Annotated in this window: 17 protein-coding genes and 1 tRNA gene; 6 read left to right on the top strand and 12 right to left on the bottom strand. The window is 40.8% G+C overall.

Annotated elements, in window-relative coordinates; all coding sequences use genetic code 11:
• Positions 1 to 178: 178 nt before the first annotated feature.
• The 6 genes from UYK_RS0114505 to UYK_RS0114480 form a co-directional block, all read right to left on the bottom strand.
• On the bottom strand, positions 179 to 3,241 hold the full coding sequence (locus UYK_RS0114505) for a hybrid sensor histidine kinase/response regulator (protein ID WP_009457036.1): 3,063 nt from the start codon (positions 3,239 to 3,241) through the stop codon (positions 179 to 181).
• 183 nt (positions 3,242 to 3,424) lie between these two features.
• Positions 3,425 to 6,274 carry a methyl-accepting chemotaxis protein gene (locus tag UYK_RS0114500; protein ID WP_026086474.1) on the bottom strand — a complete coding sequence of 950 codons (2,850 nt, stop codon included), beginning with the start codon at positions 6,272 to 6,274 and terminating at the stop codon, positions 3,425 to 3,427.
• 62 nt (positions 6,275 to 6,336) lie between these two features.
• Complete coding sequence (locus tag UYK_RS0114495; RefSeq protein WP_009457038.1) at positions 6,337 to 6,834, bottom strand: chemotaxis protein CheW; 498 nt, start codon at positions 6,832 to 6,834, stop codon at positions 6,337 to 6,339.
• A 5-nt stretch (positions 6,835 to 6,839) separates the two neighbouring features.
• Positions 6,840 to 7,217: a response regulator gene (locus UYK_RS0114490; protein ID WP_009457039.1), complete on the bottom strand. Its 378-nt coding sequence runs from the start codon at positions 7,215 to 7,217 to the stop codon at positions 6,840 to 6,842.
• A gap of 198 nt (positions 7,218 to 7,415) precedes the next feature.
• Positions 7,416 to 8,492: a response regulator gene (locus UYK_RS0114485; protein ID WP_009457040.1), complete on the bottom strand. Its 1,077-nt coding sequence runs from the start codon at positions 8,490 to 8,492 to the stop codon at positions 7,416 to 7,418.
• Positions 8,493 to 9,500: 1,008 nt separating this feature from the next.
• Positions 9,501 to 9,839, bottom strand: coding sequence for an ArsR/SmtB family transcription factor (locus UYK_RS0114480; protein ID WP_009457042.1), 339 nt, complete (start codon positions 9,837 to 9,839; stop codon positions 9,501 to 9,503).
• A gap of 138 nt (positions 9,840 to 9,977) precedes the next feature.
• On the opposite strand from UYK_RS0114480, the gene UYK_RS25130 reads away from it, so the two are divergent.
• Positions 9,978 to 10,151: a metallothionein gene (locus tag UYK_RS25130; RefSeq protein WP_071588125.1), complete on the top strand. Its 174-nt coding sequence runs from the start codon at positions 9,978 to 9,980 to the stop codon at positions 10,149 to 10,151.
• 693 nt (positions 10,152 to 10,844) lie between these two features.
• The gene (locus tag UYK_RS0114470) at positions 10,845 to 11,243 is read left to right on the top strand and encodes a MerC domain-containing protein (protein ID WP_009457043.1); all 399 of its coding nucleotides are present in this window, start codon (positions 10,845 to 10,847) and stop codon (positions 11,241 to 11,243) included.
• On the opposite strand, the gene UYK_RS26185 is transcribed toward UYK_RS0114470, so the two are convergent.
• From UYK_RS26185 to alr, 3 genes are all read right to left on the bottom strand, one after another.
• Positions 11,240 to 11,392, bottom strand: coding sequence for a hypothetical protein (locus UYK_RS26185; RefSeq protein WP_016871643.1), 153 nt, complete (start codon positions 11,390 to 11,392; stop codon positions 11,240 to 11,242). The genes UYK_RS0114470 and UYK_RS26185 overlap by 4 nt on opposite strands.
• Positions 11,393 to 11,406: 14 nt before the next feature.
• Positions 11,407 to 11,488: transfer RNA gene (locus UYK_RS0114460), tRNA-Leu, on the bottom strand.
• A gap of 519 nt (positions 11,489 to 12,007) precedes the next feature.
• Positions 12,008 to 13,192: an alanine racemase gene (gene alr, locus UYK_RS0114455; RefSeq protein WP_009457044.1), complete on the bottom strand. Its 1,185-nt coding sequence runs from the start codon at positions 13,190 to 13,192 to the stop codon at positions 12,008 to 12,010.
• 347 nt (positions 13,193 to 13,539) lie between these two features.
• On the opposite strand from alr, the gene UYK_RS0114450 reads away from it, so the two are divergent.
• Positions 13,540 to 14,037 carry an HNH endonuclease gene (locus UYK_RS0114450; RefSeq protein ID WP_009457046.1) on the top strand — a complete coding sequence of 166 codons (498 nt, stop codon included), beginning with the start codon at positions 13,540 to 13,542 and terminating at the stop codon, positions 14,035 to 14,037.
• A gap of 428 nt (positions 14,038 to 14,465) precedes the next feature.
• Positions 14,466 to 15,764 (top strand): DHH family phosphoesterase, encoded by a 1,299-nt coding sequence (locus tag UYK_RS0114445; RefSeq protein ID WP_009457048.1) that lies wholly within the window; start codon positions 14,466 to 14,468, stop codon positions 15,762 to 15,764.
• 15 nt (positions 15,765 to 15,779) lie between these two features.
• On the opposite strand, the gene UYK_RS0114440 is transcribed toward UYK_RS0114445, so the two are convergent.
• The 3 genes from UYK_RS0114440 to UYK_RS0114425 all read right to left on the bottom strand — a co-directional run bounded on the left by UYK_RS0114440 (position 15,780) and on the right by UYK_RS0114425 (position 20,428).
• Positions 15,780 to 18,620 (bottom strand): carboxypeptidase-like regulatory domain-containing protein, encoded by a 2,841-nt coding sequence (locus UYK_RS0114440; RefSeq protein WP_016871642.1) that lies wholly within the window; start codon positions 18,618 to 18,620, stop codon positions 15,780 to 15,782.
• 257 nt (positions 18,621 to 18,877) lie between these two features.
• Complete coding sequence (locus tag UYK_RS0114430; protein ID WP_016871641.1) at positions 18,878 to 19,678, bottom strand: fimbrial biogenesis chaperone; 801 nt, start codon at positions 19,676 to 19,678, stop codon at positions 18,878 to 18,880.
• 276 nt (positions 19,679 to 19,954) lie between these two features.
• Positions 19,955 to 20,428 (bottom strand): hypothetical protein, encoded by a 474-nt coding sequence (locus UYK_RS0114425; protein WP_016871640.1) that lies wholly within the window; start codon positions 20,426 to 20,428, stop codon positions 19,955 to 19,957.
• A 306-nt stretch (positions 20,429 to 20,734) separates the two neighbouring features.
• Between UYK_RS0114425 and sixA the strand changes: the two genes are divergently transcribed.
• Together sixA and UYK_RS0114415 are read left to right on the top strand one after the other, a co-directional pair.
• The gene (gene sixA, locus UYK_RS0114420) at positions 20,735 to 21,229 is read left to right on the top strand and encodes a phosphohistidine phosphatase SixA (RefSeq protein WP_026086473.1); all 495 of its coding nucleotides are present in this window, start codon (positions 20,735 to 20,737) and stop codon (positions 21,227 to 21,229) included.
• 112 nt (positions 21,230 to 21,341) lie between these two features.
• Positions 21,342 to 22,478 carry a citrate synthase gene (locus UYK_RS0114415; protein WP_009457056.1) on the top strand — a complete coding sequence of 379 codons (1,137 nt, stop codon included), beginning with the start codon at positions 21,342 to 21,344 and terminating at the stop codon, positions 22,476 to 22,478.
• Positions 22,479 to 22,767 lie beyond the last annotated feature (289 nt).

The raw sequence follows: 22,767 nt of genomic DNA, 5'->3' as shown, positions 1-22,767 counted from the left end.
TCCCACCCTAACCCTCCAATATTAAAAGTTTTTCCTTGTCTTGCCGCCAAAATGGGGGAATGAAGGGGGTTTTGAGAATTTATGCCAGAGATCTAATGTAAAAATATAGATTTTAAAGTTTTTCTATTTATTCAGTCAGTTGTAAGATGAAATTATTATTTACTCGCACTAACTGAACTTAGTTTTTATTTGCTTCCGCCAAAGGAAAAATAATTTCTTCGAGTGTTCTCAATAATTCTTGCTCATTGTAAGGTTTTGAGAAGTACGCTCTTGCACCTAGTTGCATTGCTAGTTGTCGATGCTTGTCGCTACTACGAGAGGTGAGCATGGCAACTGGTATGTTTTTAAATTCATTGTTTGATTTGACCCGACCTAAAAACCCATAACCATCAATGCGTGGCATTTCAATATCACAAATTACAGCCTGAACTTTTAAGCCACTTTGCAATTTTTCTAAAGCATCTTGACCGTCTTTAGCTTGTTCTACTAAATATCCTCCTTTTTCCAAAGTTAAGGCCAAAAAGCGTCGGACATTAATAGAATCGTCAACGATTAAGATTGTTCCTTTTTGGTCTTTTGATGAGTCTAGAGTTTTTTCCTCAGACGGAGTGAGGAACACAGTCTTTAACCTTGCTGATGGTAGTTGATTAGTTCTGGGTGTACGGTCATTAGCAGCAATCCAATAAAGCAACTCGTTGACATTAACTAATGCCACAACTCGACCATCACCAAGAATTGTACAGTTACTAAAGCCAGCAGGTAGAGAAATATTTCCTTCGACACGGCGGATAGCGACTTCTTGTTCACCCCAGCAACGATCAATTTGGATAGCGATTGGTTGATTATTACCTTCGATAATTAATACGCTGGCAGCATTAATTGCTGGAGGTGTTTCTAGGTTGGGGTTGTCATAGCGATAGCAATTAAATTCTAAGTAGCGACTGAGGCGAATCAACGGTAGCATGGTTCCTTGCCAGTTGATGACTTCACTACCTGCCATCGGGAAAACATGCTCATTTTGCAGGAGAAATATTTCCGAGACTGCATCTGTGGGGAATGCCAATAGCATACGGTTGCTTTCCACAAGCAACACACGAGCTACAGAAAGAGTAAATGGCACTAATAAAGTAAAAGTAGTTCCCACCCCAGGTACGGTATCGACCTTGACGTCGCCCCGTACATGTTTAAGATTACTGCGAACTACATCCATACCTACACCCCGGCCAGATAAAGTTGTGACTTGCTCGCTAGTACTAAATCCTGGCTCAAAGATCAGGGAAAGTAGTTCTTCATCGGTGGCTTGGGCTAATAGAGTTGCATCTAAGCCCATAGCTAAAGCACGGGCGCGAATTTTGTCTAAGGAAATGCCGCGGCCATCATCTTTAATAGTGATGATGGTGCGATTACCTTGATGAGTGGCTTTAATTTCGATGGTTCCCTGTTCTGGTTTACCACAGGCGCGCCGTGTGGCAGCATCTTCTATACCGTGATCAAAGGCATTTCGCATTAGGTGCATTAATGGCTCATTTAAAGCCTCGAGGATACTGCGTTCAATTAGGGTGCTAGCGCCTTCTATTTTTAACTGTACATTTTTGCCAAACTCCACGCATAAGTCGCGCAATGCTCGGGGAAAGCGATCGACAATATCGGATAGAGGGCGCATCCTGACTTGGGTGAGCTTTCTCTGTAACTGCTTGGAGGTTTTGTTGAGCTTCCTGGCGATTTGATCGGTATCATCGACACTGAGTTGGATGTCAGCAGTGACTTCTTGCACCTGCACGATTGTTTCCATTACTTCTTGTGACAGGAGGTTTAAGTCGTTGTAACGATCCATTTCTAAAGCATCAAACTTGCTTTCTATGTCTTGTGTTTGGTAAGCATAGTCAAATGCAGGCTGATCGCCACTTCCCCCTGGCAATGGCAAAGATGGTATTTCTGCTGAGATCACAGCTTGAGTTGCGATTCGGTCATAAGCTGTGCGTAGTTCTTGATTTTCTCGTTCCAGACTTTGAACGCGCTGACTAAGATTGCGAATTAATTTACGTAGTCTTTCTAGCTGTAAGTTTAGCCCGTTGCGTTGGATAATTAATTCTCCGAATAAGTCGTTGATTTGCTCGAGCTGCTTGCTAGGGACTCGGACGGTATTTTCTTGAATTTCGCGGTCTTTGTTGGCAGCGATCGCTTCCCGTTTTGGTTCAACAAATTTGTAATCTGTTACCGGAATTTCTCTGGCATTAATCGGAGTAGGCTCACCTAGCTCATCACCAACAGAGTTGCTTTCGTCAGCAAAGGCTGCTTCTAAGGCTTCAAAGTCTGCGGCGATGATTTCTTCATCCAGCCAAGTTTCTGCGGTAATTTCTGCTTGCAGAATCTCATCATCTTCTGCTGTGCTTGCTGTTTGTTGAAACTGTGGAGTTAATTCTTGTGTTGTAGATGGCTGGGTTGATAGTTGGATGAAAGTTTGTTCTAGATCAAGTTCTGTTGGTAAGCTATCTAGTTGATTTGTCAATACTAAGGCTTGCGATCGCCGCCATGCTGTTAAGGAGGCGCGGGCAATTTCTTCAATTTCGTCTGCTTGTGCAGTATCTAGGTGGTGGGCTATTGATTCACACAACTGAGTAAAAGCTTCTAGCTGGAGCATTTCGCCCAAGCCACCCAACTCTGCTGCCATGATGGCAAGTTCTTCTTTCAGGCAAGGTTGTTGATGATCTGCTAAGACAGATTCTAAGCGTTGCAAGCATCCTTCTACCTCGGTTTCAAAGAGTAAGGGTATAATGTTTTGCCCGTCATCTTCCGGTGATAGGATAGTTGAAGCGTCTTCTGGGGTCGGATCGCCCAAAATCTGATGCAGTTCGTCAAAAACAGGGTAACAAAAAGTACTTAGCCACTGCTCGTCTACGGTATTTCCTTCTGAGTGCAATTCGACTATCTGCCGCAGCCAATCAACTCCAGATAATAATAAACTTTGTAATTCAGTATCAATTTCTAAAGAATTTTTTCGAGTTTTTAATACTTTAAAAGAATCTTCTAAACGGTGCGCGAGATCGGAAAGAGAGCGAAACCCCATCATCCCTGCACCACCTTTGATGGAATGGGCAGCTCGGAGGGCAGCATTGATCTTGTCTGGAGCTATGCGGTGATTTGTCTCAATTTCTAATAATATTCCCTCCAGTGTATTCAGATAATCTGTTGCTTCCTCCAGAAACTGCATCTGAATTTCTAATTCTTTGTCCTGTGACATAGTTGTTGTCCTTGGTCATCCGATTTGAAATTTTGGATTTTGGATTTTGGATTGACCCCACGGATAAATCCGCTTTTTTGTAATCTGCTTGGTATTATCGCTTAATAGTCAATAGTCATTGATCATTTGTCATTAGTCATTTGTCATGGGCAAATAACCACGGACAAATAACTAATGACAAAATTAATTGACCTTGAACGTACCCACAGTTTCTTGTAACTTTTGAGAAATCTTCACAGTCTGTTGCAGAGATTCAGAAACTTGTAAGGAAGAGTCACTGGTGCGTTTGGAAATGATCGCGATTTGTTTCATCAATTCGCTAACTATTTGTGATGTTTCAACTCCAGAAGCTGTGGTGGTAGAAATTGATTGTACTAGGGCGTCAATTTGGCGTGAAACTTCCAAAATTTGACTGAGACTGCCTTTTGCTTCTTCAACAATGCGCGTACCTTCCACTACCTGAGCAGTTCCTACTTCCATCGCTTGCACTACTTCGCTAGTTTCTCGTTGGATGTTCTCAACGATTTGTTCAATTTCTTTAGTTGCGGCTGCAGAGCGCGCTGCGAGTTCTCCTACTTCTTCAGCAACGATGGCAAATCCTTGTCCTTCTTCACCTGCTCGTGCTGCTTCAATACCAGCGTTGATTGCCAGTAAGTTGGTTTGCATGGAAATCTGATTAATCAATGCCACGACGCGGGAAATCTGTTGGGTAGATTCTCCTAAACGCTTGACTTTTTTGGCGGTTTCGCCCACAGTTTCCCGGAGGTGGAGAATATTTTGCACTGTCATATCCATTGCTTGACTACTTTTGGCAGCAGTAGTTGAAGCGTTTTGAGCAATGATCGCAGCTTGTTGGGCGCTGTCTGCTACTGCTTGAATAGATGCTGTCATTTGATCAACTGCATTCAAGGTGTGGTCAATCTCAGCAGCTTGGGCCAAAGCTTCTTCTGCGAGTTGGTGAATTGCCCCGGAGTTGGTGCCAATTGCCTGGTTTACTTGGTTAGCAGCAACTTTAACTTGGGTGACGATATCCCGCAAGCTTTCAACGATGGAGTTGAAAAAGTCAGCAACAGTGCCTATTTCACCAGCAGTGACATCAGCACGTACTGTCAAGTCACCACTAGCTGCACCTTCGACATTGCTGAGTAGTTCCAACAGTTGCATTTGCAAAGCTTCTTTTTGTTGGCGTTCATCTATGGTAGATTTTTCGGCAATTACCTTGGCGCTTTCTAGTTCTTGTAGCAACTTGGCTTGCTCTAGTGCGTAACCGACTTGGGTTGCGATCTGTTTAAATAAATCAATTTCTGTTTGTTGCCAAATTCGCGGACTGTCGCAATGATGAGCAATCAATAAAGCCACTAGTTCTTCTTGATGAACAATTGGTGCGATCAAATTCGCTTTGACTGCAAATCTTTCCAGCATTTTGATATAGCAGTCAGGGTTACTCAAATTGGGGTCTTGATAAATATTTGTAATTGCCCGCACTCGACCATCTTTGTAAGCATTGACATGACGTTCTCGAAAACAAGGATCATCTATTTGTACTCCTAACATTTTCGGGAAACTGCTACTGACTGCCTCAGCAACGACAGCCCCATCCCAGGTATCGGTGTGAAATTTATAAACTATTACCCTATCTGTTTTCAGTGCTTGTCGGACTTCTCTAACTGTTGTTTTGTAAATATCGTCTTCTTTCAGGCTTCTGCGTAATCGTAAAGTAATATCTGCAAGTAATTTGGCTCGCTCTGCATCTTGCTCTTGTTCTTTGAGTGAAGCTTCTAGTTGTGCTGCCATTTGGTTAATGTTGGCAACCAAGACTCCGAGTTCGTCTTCTCCTTGGAAATACAGACGGGTGTTGAGTTCGCCCCGTCCCAGTTTTTCTACGGTTGCTGTTGCTTCCAAAATTGGTTCTGTGGCTCGTTTGGCTATCCAGGCTGCGATCGCTGCGACGATGATTGCTGTTAACCCTGTACCGATGGCAAAAGTCAGTAATAATTCTTGTTGAGCGGCAAATGCTGTGGATGTATTAGTTGCCAGCAGTATTTCCCATTGCAAATCTGGCAAACCTTTGAGTGGTTTCACAGGTACGTAGCTCAACAACTGCCGGCGATCGCCGTGAACTGGATCTAATCCGACGACAGTCTGATCTCTGAATTTTTGTAGGGATTTATATACATCTGGGTAATCTGTTTTGATGTTGCTGTTTACGTGGTCTGGTTCTGACGCTATGAAAATTTTTCCGGAGTTATCAAGGAAGAGATACTCTTCTACTGTTTTTGTATAACTTCTTGCCAAATCTTCTAATGGTTTGACGGGCATAAGTACTCTGGCTATAGCAATCGTATTACCTGTGCCATTTTCTTTCACAGGTGCGGCAATATAAATACTAAATTTATTTGTAGCCGGTGATACTTCTGGTTGACTGATATAGGGGCGATCGCTTTGCTGTACCGTCTTAAAGAAAGTACTGTCTTTAACGTTAGGAGTGGCTTTTCCTTGCGATTGGATAAGTAAGTCACCTTTTAAATCATAGACAGCAATGCTTTCATAAATTCTGCTTCCATCTACAATTCTCGTCTCTATGATTCTGTCTAGGATTGCTTGTTTTTCTTGTGGGGAAGTGTTTGCCCGAATTTGAGGATCTGCAAGCATCGGCAGATTAGAGATGAATTGAATATCTCCATACCGCTCAACCATAAAACGGTTAACTTTGTCTGCCAAGTCTTCAGCTTGAGATTGCTGCAATTGGGAAGCTTTATTTTGGACAGAGTTCTTGGTAATTTGATAGGCTAGTACCCCAATCCCCAATACTGGTAGTGTACCTATGGCGATCGCTAGTACTGTTGCTTTTGTTCCCAAACTCAAGCGTTTAAAACTAGCAAAGATACGATTCAAGGGAGATATTGTTTCTGTTTGATCGTTATTGGGCAAATCAGGGAGCTTTACTACACTATCCTTAACTTTTTGAGAAGGAAGCATTGATTTTCGATTTTCAATATCACTACTATTAGCCGCGTCCGTTTTATTAAACATAAAATAGTGTCCCACAATAGTTGGAGAATAACTCTAAACAAACCGTCTTGTAGTAATACACCCTAGTTACCATGCAAAATAGAAGATTGGACAATAGCCTGTGCATCTAATACCAGCAATACTTCCTTCTGTTGCACAACGCACCCACGCAGATACGGAACTAAACTAGAGGCGACTTGTCCAACAGGAGAGCGAATTTCATCGGGCATAAATTTAGTTGTACCTTTGATCTCTTGTACAACTAAGCCAAGAAGCAGTGATTCTACCCGAATAATAATGATGTTGAACTGGCGGAATCTATGGTCTAAAGATTCTAAATTGAACATCCTTGGCAGATCAACTACCCAAACTATGTGACTCCGCCAATTCATCAACCCAAGTATGCAGGAGGGCATGTTTGGCATAGAGGTGATACTTTCCACAGGTACAACAATTGCCTCTTGTGTATACCTCATTGGTAAAACTGCTGGGGCTTGTTTATTGAGTTGAAACCTGAGATAGCCGTCTCCCTGGTTATGATCAATTGGTTTTGCAGCCAGTGTAATTTTTGAATTATTCATTTGATTCAAATCGCCACTGATTTAATTGCACGCAAAAGCTGTTCGCGGGTGTAAGGTTTGGTTAAATAAGCATCAGCACCTTGCCTCATTGCCCATAATCTATCTATTTCTTGATTTTTGGAACTGCAAATTACAATTGGCACTTTTTGAGTAGCAGGATTTTTTTTCAGAGAACGGCACAACTCAAATCCACTCATTCCTGGCATTACGACATCCGTGACGATGACATCTGGTTGTTGTGAAATAGCTTGTTCTAATGCTTCTTTTGCACCAGTTGTCTTAATAACGTTGTAGCCACTTTCTCTAAGGTAGTGGCTCATTAGTTCCAATTCACTGGGAGAATCTTCCACAATCAAAATAGTCCCAAGCAAAGTTAGACTCACTCCTATATCTCCTAAACAGTCTTTCAATTTTAGATTTTAGATTTTGGATTTTGGAGCCACTGCGGTGGACGGGTTAAGAGCATAAAGCTCCTGGCGTCACGTGGCTTGATTTTAGATTGGTTCCACAGATATGGAGACCTGTATCACTAGAGAATTATTTAGTCAAATTTTTACTACATTCTTTGTGATGACACACAATTAATCAAGATGTTTAAACACCATTTTTAATAGATCTGATTGTGTAAATGGCTTAGTTAAATAACCTGATGACCTTACCATTTTTGCCTTGGCTCGGTCTATAAATCCTGTTCTGCCAGTCACCATGATTATAGGTGTATTTTTAAAAGCTGAATGCCTACGCAACAAAGAACATAGTTCATAACCGTCTAGATTTGGCATTTCCACATCTAGTAAAATTAGATCAGGTTTGCTGCGGAGAATTTGCATTAAAGCTTTCACCGGATCGTTAATCATTACAACTGAAAAGGTGTTTTCATCCAAAAAATTTCTAATGGAATTTAAAACTGTTGGACTATCATCAATACAAGCTACTGTGTATAAGCTCCTTTTCGCCGACTGTAAGGGAATCTGGCTATGAAGGATACTATCTGAATTTTCAAAATTATGATTGTCTTTTGTTATGTGTTGCTCAGGCTGAGCTTGAGGTTGTACCCTCCTTTGAGATGGTGTTTTCAGCAAAGTTTGGGAACTTTCTTCAGTATTAACTGTTGGATATTGCTCTTGCTTATTTCGTAACTGCTTTTGACAGTGTTCTACTAATAATCGTAAATCTAATCGACAAAACTTTGGTAGTTCGTCTAAAGGAGTTTCACGATAAAACTCATAGCTACCTTGTTTTAATGTCAAGAAAGACTCCAGCACTTCTTTGGCTAATTCATCTATCAAAATAGCTGCCTGCGGAGGAGTAATGTAGTCTTGATTTACTAACCAGCAAATAGCTTGATAATCTGCGTGTGGCATCGCTTGATTGTCGTTCTTGGTGTCAAACATCAATCGCATTTGCACACGATTTGCACCCAATAAATTCGGAATTTGTTGGCTTAAACGTCGCAATTGATTATCCAGCCGCTCAAACAATTTATCAGCAGAAGAGGCGTAGGTTAGTTTTCCTTCTTCTAAATAAATTGTCCAAGAATTTGTGTCAGTATATACTCGCAAGCAGCCCGTAGCACGTCTACTAGTTAACTGTGCTAATAGAGACAGGGGATGTAGTTTCTGAAAAAATCTGTAGCTACTTATAGGACTTGTGCTCATTGTGATTCTACTTGTTGCTCAATTGGATGGGTCTAAGCTATATTTATTCAGAAGCTCTGGACAATAAAACTGCATAAAACTTAATTTCTTGTATTAAAAGATACAAAATTATTCGAGTCTGTTTGTAACTAAATTTAAAGTAAGATAGCTTGATATTTTGATAATAAAATCACCGTCAATTTATAAGTAAGAGTTATTTTACTTACTTATACTGAGATTAACAAACATTCTCCGGCAAAAAGCAAAAAAAATGTGAAGACTAGATTAAACGATTTGCCCTTAAGTAAATATTATGTAATTTTAGCTGTCACATTAGTAACTTCAATTACAAACATAGACTTGCTATTTTCAGTGTTGCTACTGATATGATGTCCGCTTGAAAACTTACTATTATCCATCAGGGTCGGTAATAGGTGAGCCAGCAGGGTCTAGCCTTCGGGAAGCCTATGAGCGCGTCTATGGGGTTTTTCCCATGAGTGTAAGCGCGAATCAGTAAGGGTAATGGGTAATGGGTGATGATGAGTTATTTTTTCACCATGCCCAATGCTCAATATCCAAGCTTTATATCATAAGCAACTAGTCGGACATGATATCAAACATCATCTGCTCAATCAATCTTACGGTTTCTAAGTATAGATACTTAAGTAATTAGTTAACAATAATATTTCTTAGCCTCTATTCTTAATGATTTTGACAAAGGTTTAGTTAGTTTGCGTTATATATTAGTATTACCTTTTACATGATTAAAAGTATTATTTAATACATTTTTCCAAAAGCTTAATCTTTTAATCAAATGCGATCGCCTAAATTATTTTTGCGATACTAAAGACATGTATTCCGCGTTAAAAGATGATAGTATGTATTCAATGTAACTATGATTTAAGTGGTAAATATCTAGCACGAGAAAGGAAGAAATTATACGCCCATAACCGTAAATTTGAGTTGGTAAGCTAGCCCCAAACCAAGAGTGAGTGCGATCGCTGTGATGAAATGACAATAGGTTTTCCTTCAACCGTAATTGTTGCATTTATTTACACCTAAAGCCACATCAGCCAGTAATTCATCTGCAAGATCAAGAAGCTTGGCTATGCGTTCATCACTGAGTTGATAGTATACAAAACGCCCTTGCTGTTGACGAAACACCAAATCACAACAGCGCAAGCATCCAAGGTGATTGGATACATTAGACTGGCTGAGTCCTGTAGCCTCAACAATCTCGTTAACAGTCAGCGGACCAGAACGCAATGCATTAAGAATAGACATACGTGAGTGGTCAGATAAACCCCGAAATAGTTTGACTTTCAGATCAGTTGTTTGAGTTTTGGTAATTTTAGTTTTAGCTATCATTAAAGTGTCCTAAAAAGCTTTATTATTGATAGATATCAGTTATTACTGATATTTAATTGTGATTGAGCAAAGACAGTGCGATCGCTAGCTTTGCCAATTATTTAATGATCTCACGAAAAATAAGGAGAAGCTAAGGCTATGACAACCGTAAGCCAAGTAAAATGCGCCTGTGGTTCTTGCCTATGTGTTGTGTCCATAGAGGATGCCATTATCAAAGATGGCAAACCTTACTGCTGTGAAGCTTGTGCAAACAGCCATCAAAGCGGTGAAGTCTGTACTCAATGTCAATCTGTTTGTGGCTGTGCATCATAAAATAGACCTCTTGCGTGCATAGTTGAAAAACCCCTCTTAGTCCCAGAAAATAAGGTAAAGCGTGTCTAAAAAGAAACAAGACTAGCTAAATTCACTTTCTCTGTTTAACCAAAGGCAAGGATTAAGGTGGGGTTTTTGAGTATTCATGTCAGAGATGCTAATGTGATTGAACCACACTACAAAAATTACGAAAAGGAAAAACTAGATGGGGGCAGATAAAGATTGTTAAATAGAATACATAAAGAGATTAAAATTTGTTTTGCTTTCATAAAATAATATTATTTTAAACACCATATTTTTGATGGCAGTATGGCTATAAATATTACAGGGTAGCATGTAAATATTACTGTTACTTTTAAGTCATACAGTTAAGAGCTTTTTAGAATCTTTTATTCGTAGCAATCAGTTAGATTGAAGTCATAGTAATAATTAGCAGACTAGACGCCTGACTATTTTATTCAACATAGGTTATCCAAAACTTTGTAGACAATTTAAAATCAAGTATTAAGAACGACAACAATAAAACAGCAAAACTATAAAGAGAGTTGATTTTGTGTGTCAAAACAACTTTTATATTTAGTCGGTTTTGTGAGATTATTCTTATTAAGAATATGCATATTGCTCGAGATGCAAAATTTTAGCTAATTTTGCCAATTAATAAATAGAAAATCATCAGCATAAAGGAGTATTAAAGTGCATAGCAGAAGAATGCAGATGATCATGGATAAAGCTGCGATCGCACTTTCTACCACGTGTGCAATTCATTGTCTATTTTTACCGATTTTGCTCGTTGCCCTTCCTGCACTAGCAACTACTTCTGTTGGTAGCGAAAGTTTTCACCGTCTTCTGCTGTGGTTTGCCTTTCCCGTTAGTGTGTTGGCTTTGACACAAGGGTGTCGTCGTCATAAAGACCGAATAGTAATTGGCGCTGGTGTTTTAGGATTGGCGCTTCTGACCACAACTGCAATTGCTGGCCACAACCTTCTCAGCGAAGATGGTGAACGTATTGCTACAACGTTAGGAGCAACAGTATTAGCATTTGGACATATCCGTAACTATAGGTTATGCAATAAAAATAAATGTAATATCTAATTCTCGGCTATATCTAAACAATAGTTCTGGCGAACAGTTACTAAAGAACAGCTAGGATTAGCATCACCCTGCTCTGGAATTCTACTCATTCCCTGTAAGCTTTGCGGCTTTGCAATAAAGAAGCCTACAAAATAATTTTGTACTGTCATTAGTTAATTTAAAATGCGGATGAAAGGACTTGAACCTTCACGCCTCGCGGCACTAGAACCTAAATCTAGCGCGTCTGCCAATTCCGCCACATCCGCATCAGTTCCTTATCATAGCATAAAAGTTGTCTAGAGCAATAATTTTTACGAATTAAGAGCAACTACCGAAGTTCAGCCCAAATTCTGCAAATGCCTATTTTTGTGTTGTGAACTTCGGTTGTTTAGTACATAAGGGTTTTAGGCTTTTTGTTTGGAGGAATTGAGATGTTTTTGTCTGTAAATTATCTGAACTTCGGAAATCGGCTCTGGAAATCTTACTGGGTAACGGTTTAAAATAGGACTATCCCCACTCGCTGGGGAAACTAATTGAATGGAAACAATATGTTGTGTCCAGCGGTAGCTCTATATATATATATTCTCCCCACTCGCTGGGGAAACTAATTGAATGGAAACAAACCATCAACGACGGCAACACACCAAACGAAACCACCTCCCCACTCGCTGGGGAAACTAATTGAATGGAAACTCTGCGTGGGCCATGCTTTTGATTGGCTCCGCCTGTCTCCCCACTCGCTGGGGAAACTAATTGAATGGAAACTGAATGGAAACAATGGGAACCTAAATTACACCGACACGAGGTAATCGATGCTTGAATCCGCAGAGAATTTCCCAAGAAATTGTGTTTAGTTGATTTGCCCAATCATCAGCGGAGATTTGTTGTTTGCCATCTTGACCTAGTAGGGTGACTACCTCACCTTCTTGTATATCTGGTAAGGCACTGATATCTACCATCAGTTGATCCATTGTAATTGCGCCGATCTGTTGTACTCTTTGACCACGAATTAATACCTGCATTTTGTTGGAAAGATTGCGTGGAACACCATCGGCATAACCAATGCCAACAACAGCAATTCGCATTTCTTGCTTGGCAATAAATTGATGACTGTAACTCACACCAGTCCCAGCAGCAATGGTTTTGACTTGGGTGACTCTGGCCCTGACTTGCAAAACAGGTTTCAGGTTAATTTGCGATCGCAAATGTGTGGCTGGGTAAAGTCCGTAAATGAGTAAACCTGCACGCACCATATCATAGTGTAATGCTTTATCGGTCAGGGTGGCGGCTGAGTTTGCCAAGTGCAAGCAAGGTGGTTTTAATCCTAATGCTTTAATTTGAGCGATCGCTTGTTGAAAGCGTTGGTGTTGTAGTTGCATGACAGTCGGGTCAGGACTATCTGCGGTTGCTAAGTGCGAATAAATACTAGCTATTTTTAAATGTGGCAAACTCTGTACTAGCTGCACAAACTCGCTAGCTTCTTGCCAATTGGTTCCTAAGCGGGACATACCCGTATCTAACTTGATGTGGACAGGTATGGCACAAGTATAAGAATTTGCTTCTAGGATATTAGAAAATATAAGTGCTTGTTTGGGACTGCATAGTGTTGGCTGAAGTTGCCAATGGGCGATCGCATGAATTTGTTCTGGAGTGTGAGTTGCACCTAATATCAAAATTGGAGCTTTTACCCCAGCTTCCCGTAGTTGAATTCCTTCTGGGACAGTGGCAACACCAAGCCAACTTGCCCCTGATTCTAAAGCTGTTTGGGCAACTGTGACTGCTCCGTGTCCGTAAGCATCAGCTTTCACAACCGCCATGAGCTGGGTACGTGGTGATAGGAACTGGCGTAGTTGCTGGACGTTGTGGGCTAAAGCCACTAAATCAATTTCCACCCAAGCACGCTGCGAAAACCAAGCATAAGTATCGCATAGTCCAGCTGCAACACTCTGAGATGGTTCATGACTTAACATCCTGTTTACTCCTATCACACCACTGTTTTGCTTTCAGCTTATATATATTTATTCAAATTACTAAAAGCTACTCTGGAATAATCAGGAAGTTTACCGCTCATCGTGTCAACGGCACAAGGGTTAATAGTAGGATTTGATTAAATCAAAGTTGTTAAGCACGGTATTAATAAAATCAATAACTAGTCCAATATTGAATACTATTGGAGCGAACGCTAAATTTAAGTTATAAAAAACAAGCTTTTTTCTCCATTTTGGCAACAAATCCAGCAGTATAATTTGTTCTCAATCACCAAAGCAGAGTATATTTGTGTTAATATATGTAAAACTAATACCTTGAACGATCATCAATGGGGAAGGTTTTAGTACTCAATGCCTCTTATGAACCGCTCAACATCACGAGTTGGCGCCGTGCAGCGGTTTTGCTAATCAAGGGTAAGGCAGAACGGGTAGAGCACAATGGCAAGTTTCTTTACTCCGATTTTCCGCTTCCAACGGTAATTCGCTTGCGCCATTATGTGCGGGTTCCCTATAAAGAAATTCCTCTCACACGCCGAAATATATTGCATCGGGATGGTCATACTTGTCAATACTGTGGTTACACAGGAGATGAGTTGACTTTAGACCATGTAATACCGCGATCGCGTGGAGGAGGAGATTCTTGGGAAAACATTGTTACAGCTTGCGTCCGCTGCAATGTTAAAAAGGGCTGCCGTACCCCTCATGAAGCACATATGCTTCTACGCCACACACCTCGGAGACCTTACAGTAGCTTGTACTTTGAGGTTACAAAGCACCTAAAAACTGGAACACACAAGGAGTGGCAAAAGTATGTTATAGGGCTTTAACATTTACCTTTATTTGATGTCAATCGGTAAAAGTTTTTTATAGCTTTTGCTGTTTACCAAGTGTGGACTAGGTTGGTTTGGCGGCTTGTTATTGGCTATGTTGCCCTTTACAAGCTAGCATTATATTTTGTAAAGATTTGTTGCCGTTTTTGACCAACCTCGTCATTATAACACATTTTGTTATGCTTGCAAGTAGTTAAAAGTTTTTTATTTTGCAAAACATACAAAACATAATAGATACAACAAATATATCAACTAAGCATCCTTCGGTTATCAGCCAAAAAATGTAGAAAAAATAGACCCATATATACATTCCCAAGTTCATGAATTTTTGCGAAGATCGACATGGTGTGGCTAAACCAGTGATTTTCTGATTGTAGTTTTTATTGTTGAACTTATCTCACGCCACACAAAGTAAACTATCTCCTATGCAGTTTCATTCTTCCCTTACTCAGTTTGAGAGATTGCCATTGACGACAGATCCGACTCCAGAACCGAATCCAGATGAGGCAGAAATAGACAAAGAGTCTTTAGATGTTCCACAAATCAGGCAGTCTAACGGAACACTAGCATCAACTGAAGGAGTCAATTCTCTGGGTCAGCGTACCAATTCTGTGACACTACAGAAATCAGAAGAATTGCGTCAGGTAATGCTTGCCCATCGTCATGAGCGTCAGTTGGTAATTTTACAAGACTTTCCCGACCCAGACGCTCTTTCTTCTGCTTGGGCTTACCAGTTAATTGCGCAACAGTACGATATAAAATGTGAGATTGTCTATGCCGGCACTCTCAGCCACCAAGAAAATATCGCCTTAGTCAAGTTAACTGGCTTACCAGCCATCCGGTGTTCAGTAGCAGCCTTGAAAAGCAAGGATTTGTCTTTTTACCAAGGTTATACCTTAATTGATAACCAAGGTACTACCTCTGGATTAGTGCCGATAGTGCAACAGGCAGGAATTCCCCTGATGGCAGTAATTGACCATCACAATTTGCAAGGAGATCTCAAATCAGAATTTATTGATATTCGTCCAACGGTAAGAGCTACAGCAACAATTTTTACCCAGTATTTACAGGCAGGGTTGCTACCCTTAGATAACAGCATCAATCAGCATGTTAAATGTGCTACTGCTCTAATGCATGGATTGCGTTCAGATACAAATCTGCTGATGCAAGCCAAAGAAGAAGATTTTATGGCAGCAGGTTACCTAAGTAGATTTTATGACGCCCAGCTCCTGAGCGCTGTATTGCAAGCTAACCGTTCCAAACGGGTGATGGATGTGATTGAGCGATCGCTCAAAAACCGTATTGTCCAAAATAACTTTTCCATTGCTGGGGTAGGTTACCTACGCTATGATGACAGAGACGCCATACCCCAAGCCGCAGATTTTCTCGTCACTGAAGAAAACGTCCACACTGCCGTAGTTTACGGGATTGTTCACGATGAAGATGAGGAGTTAGAAGTAGTTGTAGGTTCCTTGAGAACCACTAAACTGACTCTAGACCCTGATGAATTTATCAAAGAAGCCTTTGGACAAGATAGCAGTGGTCGATTTTTTGGTGGTGGACGCACTAGCGCCGGTGGTTTTGAAATTCCCATGGGTTTTTTATCAGGCAGTAACGAAAATTCTGCTTATGCGAAAATGAAGTGGGAAGTTTTCGATACTCAAATCAAGCAAAAACTGCTGAGATTAGTTAACCCCAAAGATAACCCAATTCAACCAGAGTAGTAGTAGCAGGGATGATTAGTTTTGCTGGAGATTAATTTCTTGAAACGACTCAGAAGATGCGTCTAACTGCAATTTACCAGGTAAAGCTGACTTGCCGTTAACTTCCACAATATATTCTCCTTGCTGCAATCCTTCCAGATAATAAACTCCTGCACCATTAGTAACAGACAATCGTCGCAAACCTGAACTTGTTTGAATCGCTTCTACCCGTACCCCTGCAACTGGCTGACCTTGAGCATCAGTTACAACTCCCGTACGAGTATAAGATTTTACAAGAGGTAACTCTACTGTTGTATAACTACCAGCAACCACATCCACAGCCAAAGCGTCTGTCGTTGCTTTCCAGTCCAGGGGAAATCCGGCTGGATCTAAATCCAGACGATACTTTCCAGGAAACAAGCGCACTAAAGCCCCCTGATTTTGAATTTCTGGATCGAAAAATTTTAAAGAACGATTGTTAAGAATAAACATTAAATCTGGCTTATGGAGATAGACTGCTTCATGAGCATCCCGTTTGCCATTGTGATTGCGGTCAAAAAAAGGTTGAATTAATATACCACCTTGGGTACGAAAATAATTAGAACGTCGAGAAGAATCAGGCTTAATTCCTCTTTGAGTGTCAAAGCTAGAAACTAACTCAATCCCAAAACTAGGTTGATCTGAAGTCAGAGATACGCCTTGGTAACGCCCCCTTAGCATCATACCTGGAATAATTGTTGTTCCCAAGCTGGCAATTACTCCCGAACCTTGGGAACCGATACCATAACCTAGTTGTGCTTCCCACAAATAGCTTCCGTCAACAGCGCGTGCTGGTGAACGGTAACGCCAACTCGCACTAGCTAGACTATTTTCCTGGGTGAGGAAATTACTAGTTTCGTAATTTAAGACTAATGAGTGTCCTGTATCTAAAGGATCTTTCCCAGAAAAATTGTAGGTGAGTTGAGATAGAGAACCAACTTCGTTACCACGAGTTGTAAATTCCAAATCACCCCAGCGTTGCAAAAAACTCCATCGGAAGTGATTGCGACTGTCTAAAGTTGCGCGAGCAAAGGTAAAAGAATTTTTACCACTATGGGAAATTTCCAAACCCCCGAATACACCATCTCGACTTTTATAGCCACCTAGCAAACCCAGCCAAGGAAACATTTGCCAATCGAAATTAAAATTATAACCAAAGCGATCGCTAAAAAATTGGGTATGTGCAGTAGCAGACAAATCAAACCGAATATCAGCATTCACATCCCAATGATTATTTTCATCTGCGCTTAAAGCTGAAACAGCTACCGTTAAGGGTAAATTTTGCGGCTGATAAAAGATTTCTCCCAACCCCCGAAATGAATCATCGTAAACTCCACCAATTCCTATAGTTAAGTTTTCCGACAAACCCCAACGTTGAGCCACACCCCCTCTCACATCAGAAAATTCTCCCAACAGATTGGGGCTATCTAGTGAAAATTTCCGTCGCAAACCACCAGAAACAATCAACGCCTTCCCACCAGCTGGTAATTGTCCCGGTGCGGTAGAAAAAGTCAGATCCCGAATTTCTGGTGGTTCGGTAAGTCGTCCTTGGGGGTAAAGTAAAAGGCGGTAATTACTCCCAAGGAAACGACCACTAACTGGGATGTTCTGAAAACGATAAATACCAGAAGAATCAACTAGAACTTCTGCAATTGGGCGATCGCTAAAACCTTGCGTTAATCGTACCAATGTTCCTGGTTCTGCTTTACCTGTAACTACTCTTCCAATTTCAGCAGCTTGTAAGCGCTGACGCGGATCTGGTGTTGCACCTAACCAAGTTTCTTTTGGCTTATACCCTTGGCGCTGAATTGTCGTGAAACCCCAATAATCACCCGTTCCGTGACTAAACCAAAACGGTGTTTGTGAACCAAGAATATAATCAGCTAAATCTGTCTGATGCAGAAATTGAGCTTCAGCAATTTGCCAAGTGGTAGCATTTTTGAAGTTTGGTTGGTGAGCGCGGATAAACCAACTACCACCCAAGGCTGTACCAACTGCTGTCAAGTTACCTTGATAACTAGTAGCATTACTGACCGAACCATTAGCAAATAAACGTTGCTCAACAGCAGTAATACTAAAGTCTGGAGGAGTAATTTCTGGTAGTCCCGCCGTTTCCACAGGAAGTTCTTGGGGGTTGCTAAGTTCCCCTGCTGCTGGAGTTTTTAACCAAGGTGGCAGTAAGCGTACTGTATAATCATTAATATCAAATTCAGCCGGAACGCCAAACAAAGTTTGCAAATCTTGCACAGAAAACACTAACCCTAATTTTGGGTCATTGCGGAGTAGTTTAGGATTAATACGAGTTACAATACCAGGCGCACGCACTTCTTGCAGACCATCCGGCAAAGCTTTAACATCCAAGTTCAAAGCTTGAACTATTGCATCATAAGGTATGAGCCATTGCTCAAAGTCAACAGCTTCGATTCCATCTTCCTTTCCCCGTACTAAAACACTCTTAATGACATTACGCTTGTCTAAATCTAGACCTACAGGGAAAACCTGAAAATTTTCTTTCATCGAAGGTACCGACGATGGCGTTACTGTGGCTGCGCTTGATTGAGGTAGAGAAGTTTCTGGAGCCAGGTTTTCTGGTGGTGCAATCTGCGGTTGCACACTGGGAGCGATCGCCTGATCTGTCTTAGTAGAATCAGTTTTTAAATCTGCAATTAAATTCTGATTACTAACAGAAAATTCAGGTCGAGAAATCTCTGGTAATACAGGTTTGAAATCATTTTTTCCCGTCTCATAATTGACTAAATCAAAGACTGATTTGCTAATATTTGCAAATACTAAATCATAGTTATTAGGTAATTCTGGAGCAGATATTACATTAACCATAGTCACCCAATATCAAATTTACAATATTTAATTTGCATATCAAATCTGTCCTATTAGATATAGGAAAATAATTAATAATATCCATTTACTTCGTTTACTATGCCTTTAATAGAGGGAAGCTACAATGTAGATGCTCCCCTGTTTTTAGTCAAAATCAGTGATCAAGAAGCATCAATATTTTGAAACAAATTAAAAATAACAACGAAAGATATCTAGCTAGAAAATGGATGCATTAGAAATTCATGGGATGCAAAAAACTATTGACTAGGGACAATTAGATTCATATTGAAAGGAAGAGAAGTTTGATTGGGAGCTTGACCCCAAATTAATTCACCAGAAAGCTCATATTTCCCAGGAGCGATCGCTGTTTTTCCTGTATCTGCAAGATTCAAAAATAAATAGCGATCGCTCTGCGCTGTAATTCCTGTGGGCTGTATTTTCCCACTACGAATGATGCTTCCTTGTTGTTTCAAAGTCCAAGTAGCAGTTGGTAGAACAGACGCTTTACCTATGTTACGAACTAAAAGTTTTATTTGGTTTTTTTCGGGGTCAAAACTGCTACTATCTATAATCAACTGAGGAGATAACTTTCCTTTTCGTACATAAAAAGTAGACCCAACTTTTCCTCTGATGTTAACAACATTCCCCTTTTGATCACTTGTTTTCATCTCCTGCAAGTTTTCTGTGAAAACTACGACTCGATATTCTCCTTCAGGAAGGTGAGGAGGAAGTTGAGCTATTAAACGTATGCGTCTTGTAGTACCTGGCGGTACGATTAATTCACGAGGTGAAAATTGCAAGTAAGGACTAAGATCAGTGGGACTAGATGACAAAGTTTCAAAACCTGTATCACGGTTATAAGCAAAAGGCTGAACATAAACACGAGCGCGAAAAGGTTCATTGGTAATATTCGTAACGTTAATCACTCCTTCGGCTTGGTTACGATTTACTTCCGCCTCAATCACCATTGGAGAAATTCTCACCTGTGCTTGAACTGCCCCTGTAGATATGACTGCCGATAAAGAACAGATACCCAGTAAAATAACAGTACGAATCATTGGTTTTTCCGATGAAAGGTATTATAAAAAACAGAAGATTTTGCTATTATGGATAGGTGAATAATTGCTCCTACAGTGTGCTTAAAGCCGCCTGTTTATTTCTGATCTGCAGAAAGTTATCCGCGCACCTAAGTTAGCAACAAGCATCTACCTAAAGAAATTGCGATTTGAATCCTAAGGTAGCAACTGTGTATTTTGTTGTCAGCCTTGAACTATAGTCCAAGGCTGACTGTGATAAAGTGATGAGATATATAGTGAGCCTTAGCTCAGAAAAATTTATGGTGTGACTGTCATATCAACAGTGAAAGCATAGCTTCCTTCCGCTAAAGGAGCAGTACTAACCACATCCATGTTGACTGTTAAAGGGATAGGGAGACCAGGAGGTACAATTCCAGGAGTAGAAACGCCTGCGACATAAGTAGTGTTCACACTTCCTCCAACAGCTGTGGCCTCATAAGTAGGAGAAGTAAGATTAGGGCCAGCGGTCTTAGTCACACCAGTAATTTGAAGATTTCCAGGAGCGCCAGTACATTGCACAGTTGCCGAACCAGCCGAACCACCCAAGCTAGTTAAATTAAATGGAGTTGGGTTAACTAGAGTACCAGCACCGGGAGTACCAGAGAAAGAACATGCTGCGGTGACTGTTCCACCAAATGGTACATTTACTGTACCGCCAGCAAAAGCCTTGGGAGCGATCGCAACACAACTTCCCAATGCCACAACAGAAGCAATGACAATTTGACGAATCATTCCAAATTCCTAAAGATATAGTAATCGAACTTTAGTTTGAGTTGTCAACAAGAGCTGATTCTAGTAGAGAAAAAATTGAGGGTATAAAACAGGTAGACTCCCTGAAGCTGCTCGATATTCCTGTTGAAACCCGTGTTTTTGTAAACACCATACTTTGTATTTTGCTAGCCAAAAATGGCACATGGCTTGAGTATTTTCCCGTAAAATTCTAGTTCAGAATGTAGAAGTACTGCTTTTATCCCACTTTATGCAAAGCTAAAAGAGTGGACTGTCTGCAAGAGCTTTTACCATAAAGTACTTATAATGATAGAACTGTATTTAATTCGTCATGGTATTGCTGAAGTTGCAACCGACAACATCAAAGATGAAAAAAGACGCCTAACAAAACAGGGACGGCAAAAAACAGAAAAAGTCGCCCAGCGTTTGAAAAAACTAGGTTTACATTTTGATTGTGTAGCTACTAGTCCCCTAGTGAGAGCTAGACAAACAGCAGAGATCCTCGTCACAGCGGGACTGAGTTCGCAAATGGAAGAATGTACTCATCTAGCTCCCGATGGTAATATTCACAATTGGGTTGTAAACTGGTTAGAGCCAAAGAATTTTGCACCAGATACTAAACTGGCTTTGGTTGGACATGAACCCTGTTTGAGCCGTTGGGCAGAAGTTCTCGTCTGGGGGGAAGGGAAGGAACGTTTGGTGCTGAAAAAAGCGGGTATGATTGGGATAAAGGTACCAGAAACAGGCTCTCCTTTGGGTCGCGGTCAGATGTTTTGGTTGACACCACCCAAATACTTGCTCTAACAGTTTTTCCACAATTCCGTAAAGAATTTGTGTGATCGGGATTACTGTTATGGCAACAAGAATTTCTGGTAAGTTAGCCTGGACAAATCTTTAAAAATCAGATGGTGTTGCCATGATAGTGTGCGAATATAGGCCTGGTTTGGAAGGCATACCTGCTGCCCAATCAAGTATCAGCTTTGTTGATGGGCAAAAAGGACTACTTGAATATCGTGGCATCCGGATTGAGGAACTAGCAGAAAAAAGCACATTTCTGGAAACTGCTTACCTTTTAATCTGGGGTGAATTACCAACAGCAGAAGAACTAGCAGCATTTGAGGATGAAGTTCGCCATCATCGGCGGATCAAATACCGCATTCGCGACATGATGAAATCCTTTCCAGAAAGCGGTCACCCCATGGATGCCCTACAAGCCTCAGCTGCTGCTTTGGGCTTATTTTATGCCCGTCGTGATTTGGATAATCCGGTTTACATCCGAGATGCCGTAGTTCGCCTACTAGCAACTATTCCCACAATGGTAGCAGCGTTTCAGTTAATGCGAAAAGGAAACGACCCAGTACGTCCTAATGATGATTTGGACTACGCTGCTAACTTTTTGTATATGCTCAACGAAAAAGAACCAGATCCACTAGCAGCGCGAATTTTTGATGTTTGTTTGATATTACATGCAGAGCATACAATGAATGCTTCTACCTTTAGCGCTAGGGTAACAGCTTCTACTCTGACAGACCCCTATGCAGTAGTAGCTAGTGCTGTGGGAACCTTAGGAGGACCCTTACATGGCGGTGCCAATGAAGAAGTAATTCAGATGCTAGAGGAAATTGGCTCTGTGGAAAATGTGCGTCCTTATATAGAGGACAAGCTGCAACAAAAAGCCAAAATTATGGGTTTTGGACACCGTGTCTACAAGGTAAAAGATCCACGGGCGATGATTTTGCAAAACCTAGCAGAAAAGCTATTTGCAAAATTTGGTAACGATAAATTCTATGACATTGCCCAAGAAATGGAGCGGGTAGTCGAGGAAAAATTGGGTCACAAAGGAATTTATCCTAACGTTGACTTTTATTCCGGTTTAGTGTATAGGAAGTTGGGTATTCCTACAGATTTGTTCACACCAATATTTGCGATCGCTCGCGTTGCAGGTTGGTTAGCACACTGGAAAGAACAACTCGCCGAAAACCGCATATTTAGACCGACCCAGGTTTATAACGGTCGTCATGACATTCCTTACACAGCTATTGATCAGCGGTAGGGATAGGAGGTAAGGGATAGGGGATTAGGGAAGGGGACAAGAGAGAATAATTTTGTATCAAAATTTTCCTTTTTACCTTTCCCCCTCCCCCTTTAATCTCCTCAATTCTTACCATAAGTAGAAACTCTACATGCGGCTGATCGAGGTAAAACCCATCCAACGATATACTAGGCATGGAGATTGCAAAAAATCTTAAATTTTTGCCTGGTATAGGCAATGATTATTGATGGGTAAATTTACAGTGATTAACAAGTGTAGATAGTTGTAAACGACCATGAATTGGTGACTT

Origin of the sequence: Fischerella thermalis PCC 7521 (assembly GCF_000317225.1) — a bacterium.
Lineage (GTDB): Bacteria > Cyanobacteriota > Cyanobacteriia > Cyanobacteriales > Nostocaceae > Fischerella > Fischerella thermalis.
This window is presented reverse-complemented; position numbering and strand designations above follow the sequence as displayed.

What these genes read in the sequence shown, in the direction of transcription:
- UYK_RS0114505 (WP_009457036.1), bottom strand. Translation starts at nt 3,241, where the DNA reads ATGTCACAGGACAAAGAATTAGAAATTCAGATGCAGTTTCTGGAGGAA.
- UYK_RS0114500 (WP_026086474.1), bottom strand. Translation starts at nt 6,274, where the DNA reads ATGTTTAATAAAACGGACGCGGCTAATAGTAGTGATATTGAAAATCGA.
- UYK_RS0114495 (WP_009457038.1), bottom strand. Translation starts at nt 6,834, where the DNA reads ATGAATAATTCAAAAATTACACTGGCTGCAAAACCAATTGATCATAAC.
- UYK_RS0114485 (WP_009457040.1), bottom strand. Translation starts at nt 8,492, where the DNA reads ATGAGCACAAGTCCTATAAGTAGCTACAGATTTTTTCAGAAACTACAT.
- UYK_RS0114480 (WP_009457042.1), bottom strand. Translation starts at nt 9,839, where the DNA reads ATGATAGCTAAAACTAAAATTACCAAAACTCAAACAACTGATCTGAAA.
- UYK_RS25130 (WP_071588125.1), top strand. Translation starts at nt 9,978, where the DNA reads ATGACAACCGTAAGCCAAGTAAAATGCGCCTGTGGTTCTTGCCTATGT.
- UYK_RS26185 (WP_016871643.1), bottom strand. Translation starts at nt 11,392, where the DNA reads ATGACAGTACAAAATTATTTTGTAGGCTTCTTTATTGCAAAGCCGCAA.
- alr (WP_009457044.1), bottom strand. Translation starts at nt 13,192, where the DNA reads ATGTTAAGTCATGAACCATCTCAGAGTGTTGCAGCTGGACTATGCGAT.
- UYK_RS0114450 (WP_009457046.1), top strand. Translation starts at nt 13,540, where the DNA reads ATGGGGAAGGTTTTAGTACTCAATGCCTCTTATGAACCGCTCAACATC.
- UYK_RS0114445 (WP_009457048.1), top strand. Translation starts at nt 14,466, where the DNA reads ATGCAGTTTCATTCTTCCCTTACTCAGTTTGAGAGATTGCCATTGACG.
- UYK_RS0114440 (WP_016871642.1), bottom strand. Translation starts at nt 18,620, where the DNA reads ATGGTTAATGTAATATCTGCTCCAGAATTACCTAATAACTATGATTTA.
- UYK_RS0114430 (WP_016871641.1), bottom strand. Translation starts at nt 19,678, where the DNA reads ATGATTCGTACTGTTATTTTACTGGGTATCTGTTCTTTATCGGCAGTC.
- UYK_RS0114425 (WP_016871640.1), bottom strand. Translation starts at nt 20,428, where the DNA reads ATGATTCGTCAAATTGTCATTGCTTCTGTTGTGGCATTGGGAAGTTGT.
- UYK_RS0114415 (WP_009457056.1), top strand. Translation starts at nt 21,342, where the DNA reads ATGATAGTGTGCGAATATAGGCCTGGTTTGGAAGGCATACCTGCTGCC.